The organism is Caldicoprobacter faecalis, assembly GCF_900115765.1.
GTDB classification, from domain to species: domain Bacteria; phylum Bacillota; class Clostridia; order Caldicoprobacterales; family Caldicoprobacteraceae; genus Caldicoprobacter; species Caldicoprobacter oshimai.
In genome coordinates, this window is sequence record NZ_FOXR01000052.1 from 1 (window position 1) to 9,229 (window position 9,229).

10 protein-coding genes, 2 tRNA genes and 1 pseudogene are annotated in these 9,229 nt (G+C 44.5%); 11 read left to right on the forward strand and 2 right to left on the reverse strand.

The window, feature by feature from the left end; all coding sequences use genetic code 11:
* The first annotated feature begins 334 nt into the window (after positions 1 to 334).
* The 3 genes from BM241_RS11450 to BM241_RS12550 all read left to right on the forward strand — a co-directional run bounded on the left by BM241_RS11450 (position 335) and on the right by BM241_RS12550 (position 2,527).
* Positions 335 to 1,201 carry a sugar phosphate isomerase/epimerase family protein gene (locus BM241_RS11450; protein WP_025748479.1) on the forward strand — a complete coding sequence of 289 codons (867 nt, stop codon included), beginning with the start codon at positions 335 to 337 and terminating at the stop codon, positions 1,199 to 1,201.
* A 39-nt stretch (positions 1,202 to 1,240) separates the two neighbouring features.
* Entirely contained in the window at positions 1,241 to 2,305 is a 1,065-nt protein-coding gene (locus BM241_RS11455) for a Gfo/Idh/MocA family protein (protein ID WP_092282847.1), read from the forward strand.
* A 66-nt stretch (positions 2,306 to 2,371) separates the two neighbouring features.
* Entirely contained in the window at positions 2,372 to 2,527 is a 156-nt protein-coding gene (locus BM241_RS12550) for a hypothetical protein (RefSeq protein WP_156925130.1), read from the forward strand.
* 77 nt (positions 2,528 to 2,604) lie between these two features.
* On the opposite strand, the gene BM241_RS11460 is transcribed toward BM241_RS12550, so the two are convergent.
* Together BM241_RS11460 and BM241_RS11465 are read right to left on the reverse strand one after the other, a co-directional pair.
* Positions 2,605 to 3,957, reverse strand: a complete 1,353-nt coding sequence (locus tag BM241_RS11460; protein WP_025748477.1) for a radical SAM/SPASM domain-containing protein — start codon at positions 3,955 to 3,957, stop codon at positions 2,605 to 2,607.
* A gap of 75 nt (positions 3,958 to 4,032) precedes the next feature.
* Positions 4,033 to 4,626 carry a TetR/AcrR family transcriptional regulator gene (locus tag BM241_RS11465; RefSeq protein ID WP_177206169.1) on the reverse strand — a complete coding sequence of 198 codons (594 nt, stop codon included), beginning with the start codon at positions 4,624 to 4,626 and terminating at the stop codon, positions 4,033 to 4,035.
* Between the two features lie 301 nt (positions 4,627 to 4,927).
* Here BM241_RS11465 and BM241_RS11470 point away from each other — a divergent pair, with 301 nt between their 5' ends.
* The 8 genes and pseudogenes from BM241_RS11470 to BM241_RS13255 all read left to right on the forward strand — a co-directional run.
* Positions 4,928 to 5,653, forward strand: a complete 726-nt coding sequence (locus tag BM241_RS11470) for a ThuA domain-containing protein (protein ID WP_025748475.1) — start codon at positions 4,928 to 4,930, stop codon at positions 5,651 to 5,653.
* Positions 5,654 to 5,777: 124 nt separating this feature from the next.
* The gene (locus BM241_RS11475; protein ID WP_092282849.1) at positions 5,778 to 6,230 is read left to right on the forward strand and encodes a Mini-ribonuclease 3; all 453 of its coding nucleotides are present in this window, start codon (positions 5,778 to 5,780) and stop codon (positions 6,228 to 6,230) included.
* On the forward strand, positions 6,217 to 6,975 hold the full coding sequence (gene thyX / locus BM241_RS11480; protein WP_025748473.1) for an FAD-dependent thymidylate synthase: 759 nt from the start codon (positions 6,217 to 6,219) through the stop codon (positions 6,973 to 6,975). Before BM241_RS11475 ends, thyX begins: the two co-directional genes overlap by 14 nt.
* Positions 6,976 to 7,731 (forward strand): 23S rRNA (guanosine(2251)-2'-O)-methyltransferase RlmB, encoded by a 756-nt coding sequence (gene rlmB / locus BM241_RS11485; protein ID WP_092282850.1) that lies wholly within the window; start codon positions 6,976 to 6,978, stop codon positions 7,729 to 7,731.
* A 339-nt stretch (positions 7,732 to 8,070) separates the two neighbouring features.
* The gene (gene sigH, locus BM241_RS11490; protein WP_278292872.1) at positions 8,071 to 8,754 is read left to right on the forward strand and encodes an RNA polymerase sporulation sigma factor SigH; all 684 of its coding nucleotides are present in this window, start codon (positions 8,071 to 8,073) and stop codon (positions 8,752 to 8,754) included.
* Between the two features lie 55 nt (positions 8,755 to 8,809).
* Positions 8,810 to 8,883: transfer RNA gene (locus BM241_RS11495), tRNA-Gly, on the forward strand.
* A gap of 18 nt (positions 8,884 to 8,901) precedes the next feature.
* Positions 8,902 to 8,977 (forward strand) — tRNA-Thr (locus BM241_RS11500).
* Positions 8,978 to 9,152: 175 nt separating this feature from the next.
* A pseudogene (locus BM241_RS13255) lies at positions 9,153 to 9,229 on the forward strand (GTP-binding protein); the annotation flags it as partial.

Sequence of the window (9,229 nt, forward strand, 5' to 3'; positions counted from 1 at the left end):
ATAAAACTGCTGGAGGCTCTTTTAGGTCAAGGACGGGCGCAGCCCGGCGATAGCGAATCCTTGACCTAAAAGAAGCCGGAAGCAGTAAAATTTAAAGATTAGTGGTGATAATTTAACCTGATTCTAGCCAGAGGGAATTTTACACAAAAATTTGGACTTGATCTTTTATGGCGAGTTATTGTAATTTCAATATACTATATTTTTGCACATTTTTTCAACCTCAATTTCAAGAAAATGGATTTTTTCTGTGAAAACTTGTTTTAAAATTTATAGTCATATCAGAAACTTTATGATATAATTAGGCTAAGATCTAAGAGAACGGGGGGATGTTCAAATGGCGGCCTTTCAAATAGGAGTTATGGTCGATTCCTTTCGCGTGGAATTAGAAGAGGGCATAAAGAAGGCTAAAGAAGTGGGGGCTACAGGGATACAGATTTACGCTACATATGGGCGTATGGCTCCGGAAAATCTGAGCGCAGCCCAGCGCAGAGAGATACTTGATATGATAAAGTCCAATGGGCTGGTGGTCTCGGCTATATGTGGTGACCTAGGAGGCCATGGTTTTACCAAGCCTGAGGACAATCCCTGGAAAATTGAGAAATCTAAAAGGATTATGGACCTGGCTAAGGATTTGGAAGCAAATGTCGTTACTACGCATATCGGCGTCATTCCAGAGGACGAAAATCATCCCAGATGGAGAATACTTCAGGATGCGTGTGGTGAATTGGCTGAATATGGTGACAGCGTAGGGGCATACTTTGCAATTGAAACTGGGCCAGAGAAAGCTGTCACCCTCAAGAAGTTTTTGGACAGCTTAAAGTCGAGCGGCGTGCGGGTGAACTTTGACCCTGCAAACCTGGTCATGGTTACGGGCGATGACCCAGTGGAAGCAGTTTATACGTTGAGGGATTACATAGTTCATACTCATGCCAAGGATGGAATTATGAAAAAGCAGACTGATCCGGAAGTCATATACAACTTTTTTGCGGAGGGCGGTATAGAGGATCTGCGCCTGGAGGATTACTTTAAGGAGACGCCTTTGGGGGAAGGCCAGGTAGACTTTGATCGATATCTGAAAGCGTTGTATGACATAGGTTACCGCGGGTTTCTTACAATAGAAAGAGAAGTGGGGGAGAAACCTGAAGAAGACATCCGGCAGGCTGTCATCTTTTTGAAGGAGAAGATAAAGGCGTTTGAATAATTTACATGTTAGCATGAAAAATTTAAGGGGGTAAAAATGATGAGCGAAAACAGGGTAAAAATTGGAATCATTGGTGTGGGTTCCATTAGCCATGTCCATATACAGGCGTATAAGCAATTGCCGAATGTGGAATTGGTGGCGGCTTGCGATATCAATGCCGAAAGGGCCGAAAAGGTCGCAAAGCAGTACGGCATCCCCCATGTATATGCTGATTACAACGAGATGTTTAAAGAGGTTGAGCTGGATGGGGTGAGCGTGTGCACATGGAATAATGGCCATGCTCCTGCCACCATTGCGGCTTTAAAGGCAGGGGTCAATGTGCTGTGTGAAAAGCCGCTTGCATTGAATGCCCAAGAAGCTCAGGCTATGGTTGATACTGCAGAGAATACAGGAAAGCTTTTGATGGTGGGTTTTGTAAGGAGATTTGGTGAAAACGCTCAGTTTTTGAAATCCATCATTGAACAAGGGGAGCTGGGCAAAATATATTACGCAAAGACTGGGTGCATAAGGCGGTGCGGTAACCCAGGTGGGTGGTTTTCCGATAAGAAACGTTCGGGAGGAGGGCCGCTTATTGACCTGGGCGTCCATATCATCGACCTCGTGTGGTTCCTGATGGGCAAACCCAAGGCTGTGTCGGCAGTGGGCTCTACTTTTAACTACATCGGTTCTCGCTCTCATATAAAAGGGATCAGCTGGTATAAGTCTGCTGATTACAGCGAGTATAACGACGTGGAAGACAGCGCTGTGGCAATGGTGAAGTTTGATAATGGTGCTACGGTATTTGTTGAGACCAGCTGGACGCAAAATATAAAGAATGACCAGCTGTATTTAGAATTGTATGGCTCAAAGGCAGGGGCGACTTTGGAGCCTGAACTGCAAATAATGGGTGAAAAGGATGGATATCTGGTGGATTGGGCTCCCAAGATGGATGCGTCAAAGAGCAGCGTTCAGGTGATGTTTAATAGGGAGATTGCGCATTTTGTGGATTGTATATTAAACGGCACTCCGTGTTTGAGTCCCGGGGCGGATGGCTTGGAGATAATGAAGATACTGGATGCCATTTACAAGTCGGCTGAAACGGGGAAGGAAGTTGCTATAAGATAGCTTGAAAGTACATTTTGACGGTTGACGGTGTGGATAAGCCGTGGTGCATAGAAAGGGAGAAAAGCTATGACAGATATCATAACTATCATAATTGCCGTTGGGGCCATCTATTTAATAGCCAAAATTACCTTTAAGGTTTTAAAAGTCATTTTGATGCTAGCTGTTATAGGTCTGGTGATATACATTTTAACCAATTATGGTTTCTTAAGTGGAATCCTGTAATGGTTTGTCACAAAGGTCTTTGCTTTGAATAAGGGGAATGTGAAGTGTGCAATAGGTGTAAATGGAAAGGCAGCTGGTTAATCCAGCTGCCTTCCTGATTCTACCCAAAGCCTATCTGCAACTTTGCCCCATTCTTCGGCTACTTTTTCGCATTTAGCGGCCAGCTCATCTACAGACTCCTTGTCTATAGGTTGCGTTGAATAGGCGTTGGAACGGTGAACCATTTCCCTGAGCTTTTCAGGATTATCAAGCAATGGACAGGGCCGCAGATGATTTTTATTAAACGGATGATTGTTTTTATATTCCATGAAAAGCGGCGATTTTAGAGCTTCCAGCAGGCTCACATCTTTGATGTTTACGTTGGCATAGTGGATAAAGGCACAGGGCTCCACATCTCCGTTGGCGTTGATATGGATATAGTGCCTTCCTCCTGCAATACATCCGTGTACGTATTCGCCATCGTTCCAGAAGTCAATCAAGAATATGGGCTTTTTATCGCGAAATTTTCTGACCTGATGATACATATACTCCCTTTGCTCAGGCGTTGCTAGGAGGTTGAGGTCAGCATCTTTGCCCAGAGGCATGTAGGTGAAGTACCAACCGAACAGGCATCCCTTTTCTATCATGAAATCGATATATTCTTCCGAGCCCACCTCTTCTGTGTTATAGCGATGGTAACAAGCTGAAAAACCAAATCCTATACCGTGTTGTTTTAATATGTCCATGCCCTTCATTACCTTTTCAAAGGTGCCCTTACCACGCCGCATATCAGTCGTTTCGCCTATGCCTTCCACGCTGATGGCAAATATCATATTGCCCAGCTTTTGTACTTCTCTTGCAAACTCTTCGTCGATAAGTGTTCCATTAGTGAAGGCCAAGAACAGGCAGTCGTTGTGTTTGTCTGCCAGGTATAGTATGTCTTTTTTACGTACAAGGGGTTCGCCACCCGACAGAACATACATGTAGATTCCAAGCTCTTTGCCTTCTGTAATTATTCGGTCCATGGTGTCGTTATCCAATGAGGCTGCCTTGTCGTATTCTCCTGCCCAACAGCCGGTACACTTCAAGTTGCATGCAGCGGTGGGATCCATCAGTATTGCCCAGGGGATATTGCATTTATGCTTTTCCTTCATGGCATCGATTATGGGGTTCCCTGCCATTCCGGCGTTTACAAAGTAGTTGATGAGAAACTTCTTTTGGACGTTGGGATGCGTTTCTGTGAGTACCCTGTTTATCAGTTTGTTCCAGTTATTGTCAGGATCGCTTATGATTCGCCGAAAGGTGTTAATGGCACTTTTGTGGTTTTCTTTGACCGCTATCTTTTCAGCCCAATTCAGTATTTTGGGTAGATTGTTTATAGGGTCTTTTTCCAGGTAACTAATGCCTTCCTTCAATAGAAATGAACTGATCAGTTGATTTGCCCATTTCATTCGCATTTCCCCCTTTTTTATATTATTAACATATGTGTCTAAATAGACGCATATGTCATTAAAAGCTTAAAAAAATTATGCCTTAAGGCCGTTGAGGAGTGCGTAGATGTTATTCAAGTGCTCTTGATATGAGATGTTGTTAGCAAAAGCTGCTTGTACCACAAAAGTCTCGACTAAAGAGGAGATAGTAAAGGCCATGGCTTTGGGATTGATCTCCTTGAATTCTTTTGTCTTTATTCCTTCGTCAAGCAGTTGTTCAAACACCTTTCTCAGTACGTTGATGTGCTTTTCAAGCTTTCTTTTCAGGGTATCATTTTCTCTCTTCGAGAGAAGCCACATCTCTATCATCATGAGCATTTTGTTTTTTTCCAGCTGATATTGAAGGGTGAGCAGGGAGATAATCATTTTTAATTTGTCGGCAGCTGATAATTTCTTATTTTCCAATATATTTCTGCAATCAGTTTCCAAGTTTTTAGAGAACTGTTCAGCCACATAATCGAAGATCTCATCCTTGTCTTTAAAGTATTGATACAGCGTGGTGCGACCTATATTGCACTCTTTGGCTATGTCCGCCAAATTTGTTTTATGATATCCCTTTTCAATAAAGACTTTCATGGCCTTTTCGACGATTTCCTGTTTCCTTTGTTCGAAGTCAACGATCTTTGGCAATAAAACATCTTCCTTTCTACATCGTTTTTGCAAATGCTTGTATCGTCCCATATTATACCCGATAACAGACATGAGTGTCAATATAAAATATGAGCTTGCAAGATTGATTTTTCATGTAAAAAATGTTAACATAATAATGTGTTGGAGCATTTTTCCTGGTCGATGACGGTGCGTAAATGTGAAAGCGTTGAAGCTGTGAAGTCGAAGTAAATATCGATGGTGTGTTGGTCATCTTCGTTATGACCGCCTGTAAGGGTGGAATTAACTCGTCCAGTTTAAAAAGAGGAGAGGTGTGTTTTAAATGGGTAAAACTATAAGGGTAACGGTATGGAATGAAAATCGGCATGAAAAGATCGATAAAAATGTGGCTAAGATCTATCCTAAAGGGATCCATGGGGCTATTGCGGATTTTTTGTCTCAGGAGCCCGACTTTGAAGTAAGGACAGCGACGCTGGACGAGCCAGAGCATGGACTTACTAAAGAGGTACTGGATTCGACGGATGTGCTCATCTGGTGGGGACACATGGCGCACAATGAGGTACGAGACGATGTTGTGGACAGGGTATACGATAGGGTTTTAAACGGTATGGGCCTCATTGTTTTGCATTCCGGACATTTCTCCAAGATATTCAAAAAGCTGATGGGCACCACCTGCAATTTAAAATGGCGAGAGGCGGGTGAGAAAGAGCGCATTTGGGTGGTGGAGCCTGGACATCCCATTGCAGAGGGGTTAGGCGAGTATTTTGAAATTCCTCAAACTGAGATGTACGGGGAGAGGTTTGATATTCCTGCGCCTGATACACTGGTGTTTATAAGCTGGTTTGCTGGAGGGGAAGTGTTCCGGAGTGGCTGCTGCTATAACCGGGGACGTGGAAAGGTCTTTTACTTCAGACCAGGGCATGAGACATTTCCCATTTTCTATCAGCCAGAAGTACAGCGCGTCATAAAGAATGCGGTAAGGTGGGCTGCACCGGTGAATGGACCTGTGCCCACGTTTGGAAATGTGAAGCCTCTGGAGAACATATAAGGTTTTTAAAAATAAAAGGGGCTGATGCTAAGGCTCAGCCCCTTTTATAAGTGCGACTTTTTGGTGTATAATAGCTACAAAGTTTTAATTTTTCTTTAAATTTGGCTGTGGAGCTGAACTGTTGATGAAAGAACTGCTTGAACATTTAGAGAAAAGGCTGGGGAAGAAATTTGATGAAGCCGACGTGAGGATGGCGCATCCCCTTGTCCTGGCATATATAGGCGATACCATTTATGACCTGTTTGTGCGAACCTATTTGGTGATGGCCTATAATGTGCCGGTGCATCAGCTGCATGTGAAAGCCATCGATTTTGTGCGGGCCAAGGGGCAGGCTGATACCCTTCGCCATATCGTGAGGTTTTTGACAGAAGAGGAGCAGGATATTGTCAGAAGGGGTAGAAATGCCAAACCAGGGACCATGCCCAAGAATGCCAGTGTGGCGGATTATAGGTTGGCCACAGGGTTTGAGTCGCTGTTGGGCTATTTGTATTTAACAGGTAGAGATGAACGGCTATTTGAAATATTGGACTATATATTAGACAATGCCAAAGAGGGGGGAAAAGGTGAGCGAGGTTAATCTGCATGTAGAATTGTTGAACTACACGCCCAACCCGGAAGAGGTTGTAGCTATGGCTGCTAAGCTGTGCTATTCATCGGCTGACATAGATACTCTGAAAGAAGGTATTGCGCGCAATGACCAGTCCGGCTTTATAGCCCGGCTTGTGAGGATGGGGCATCTGTCGCCAATTGAGCATGCAAGCTTCACGTTTGGGGTGGAGGGCGTATCGAGGAGCTTGTTGGCTCAGATAACCCGCCATCGAATTGCCAGCTTCAGCGTAAAATCGCAAAGGTACGTGTCTGAGAGGTCTGAAGGCGGTAAAACTTTCAATTACATAATTCCACAGGGCATAAAGGCTTTGGGGCAGCCGTACATTGATAAGTTCAAACAGCAAATGGCTATCATTCAAAGCTGGTATGATGAATGGGTGGAATTGCTGGGCGATAAGGGAGAAGCTTCCAATGAGGATGCGCGGTTTGTCCTGCCCAATGCAGCCGAAACGAAGTTCATGGTCACCATGAACGCTCGTGAACTGTTGCACTTTTTTAGTTTAAGGTGTTGCAACAGAGCCCAGTGGGAGATAAGGAATCTGGCCAAGGAAATGCTGAAGTTGGTGCTGCAGGTGGCCCCCAACATCTTTATGAACGCTGGACCGGGGTGTGTCAGGGGTGCATGTCCTGAGGGGGAGATGACCTGCGGAAGGGCTACTGAAGTGAGAAGGGAATTTGAAGAGATCTATAGGGAGTATGGAGGATTAAAGTAGATGGGTGATATGCATAGGATCGAGGATTTTAAGTGGCAGGTGGAAGGCAGAAATCCAGTTATGGAGGCTTTACGGGCGGGCAGGCCCATCGAAAAGATTTTGGTTGCAAAAGGCAGTCGAGAGGGTGCTGTCAGGGATATATTGAAAATAGCCAGGGAGAGAGGAATTGTAGTTCAGGAGGTTGATAGGAGGCGCCTAGACAGCATATCCCAGACGGGAGCGCATCAGGGCATAATTGCATTGACTGTGCCATATGCTTATGTCTCGGTAGAGGATATATTGGAGCGGGCTCGACAGGCCGGTGAGCCGCCTTTTGTGGTGATGCTCGACTGTGTAGAAGATCCGCACAACCTTGGCGCTATAATAAGGACGGCTGAGTGCTGCGGCGTTCATGGAATTATCATTCCCAAAAGGAAAGCGGTGGGGGTAACTCCTACCGTGGTCAAGGCTTCTGCAGGGGCAGTGGAATATGTCTCCATTGCAAGGGTGACAAATGTCGCCTCTACTTTGGAATTTTTAAAGGAGCAAGGGCTCTGGGTGGTGGGGGCGGAAGCAGAAGCTACGCCATATAATCTGCAGGATATGAAGGGTCCAATAGCCCTGGTGATTGGAAGTGAAGGCAAAGGACTCAGAAGATTGGTTAAGGAGAAATGCGATTACTTGGTGGGCATTCCTATGAAAGGGAAAATCAATTCTTTGAATGCTTCTGTTGCAGCCGGGATATTGATGTATGAAGTATTAAGGCAGAGAAGTTGAGGATATTGTCCTGGCATGTACTTGGCCAAAAAGATGTATCGTAGAGTCGATAAATGCTGCTAATGGCTTGACTTCCGTGTGTTGGATGATATATAATTTAAAATTGATGGGGTGGTAGAAGTTTATTTATCGACAAATACGCAAGAAGATTTCATTTTCTTGTAGCAAATATACATGACTCAAAGTAGCTGGGGAGTCTGCTATTGAGCAGATAGTCAGTAGTGGGTGCGTGAACCACCCAGTGGGAAGAAGGGTAGCTTGAACTACCAAGCTTCTCACAAAGCAATCCCCTTTATAGGTGGGTGGTAGTTTACAAGGTGTGGTTTGGGGGAGATAGGGGTGAAGGCTGAGGCTGCAGCAAATGAATACAGCCGTTTCCAGTTGATGCTGGATGAAGAGATAGTAGAGGATGCAAAAAAAGGCAACGCAGAGGCTTTGGAGTACTTGATATACAAATACAAAAACTTCGTGAAGGCAAAGGCCAGGTCATATTTTTTAATAGGCGCTGATCGTGAGGATATCGTTCAGGAAGGGATGATTGGGCTCTATAAAGCCATTAGGGATTACAGGCAGGACAAGCTTTCTTCTTTTCGTGCTTTTGCTGAGCTGTGTGTAACGAGGCAGATTATCACTGCCATTAAAACTGCTACCAGGCAGAAGCATATCCCGTTGAATTCCTATATATCCCTCAATAAGCCCATCTACGATGAGGAGTCGGATCGTACATTGATGGACGTTATTTCAGGAGCTAAGGTTTCCGATCCAGAAGAACTGATAATAAGCCGTGAAGAGTTCATGAACATCGAGAACAAGATCAATGAGCTTTTAAGCGATTTGGAGCAAGAGGTTCTCATATCCTATCTACAGGGGAAGTCGTATCAAGAGATAGCTATTGATTTGGACAGGCATGTGAAGTCCATAGATAACGCCTTACAACGGGTCAAGAGAAAACTTGAGCGCTATCTTGAAGAACGCCACTATGAACCAAGAACCAAGAGAATAAAAAATTTAAAAAGATGTTGACAAATGGATTGCATCACGTTACAATATATGTTGCTGTAGATTGTAGGAAAAAGATGCGGGTGTAGTTCAATGGTAGAACTCCAGCTTCCCAAGCTGGCGGCGTGGGTTCGATTCCCATCACCCGCTCCAATCTAGTTTTTATTTTGCGCCCATGTAGCTCAGTCGGTAGAGCACCGCCATGGTAAGGCGAAGGTCACCGGTTCAAGTCCGGTCATGGGCTCCATTTATTAATAACCGGGAAGAGTGTGGCAAGGAAGAACAGCAGGGAGATGATTGTTGCAGCAAACACAAGAAGACAGTATAATTTTTTATTTTTGCTTTTGGCAAGCTTTCTGCTAAAAAGTAGGACAAAAACTTAAACGTAAATGGAGTTAAACAAGAGGAGGAGGAAAGAAGAGATGGCAAAGGCGAAGTTTGAGAGGACGAAACCGCACGTAAACATAGGTACGATAGGGCACGTAGACCACGGAAAGAC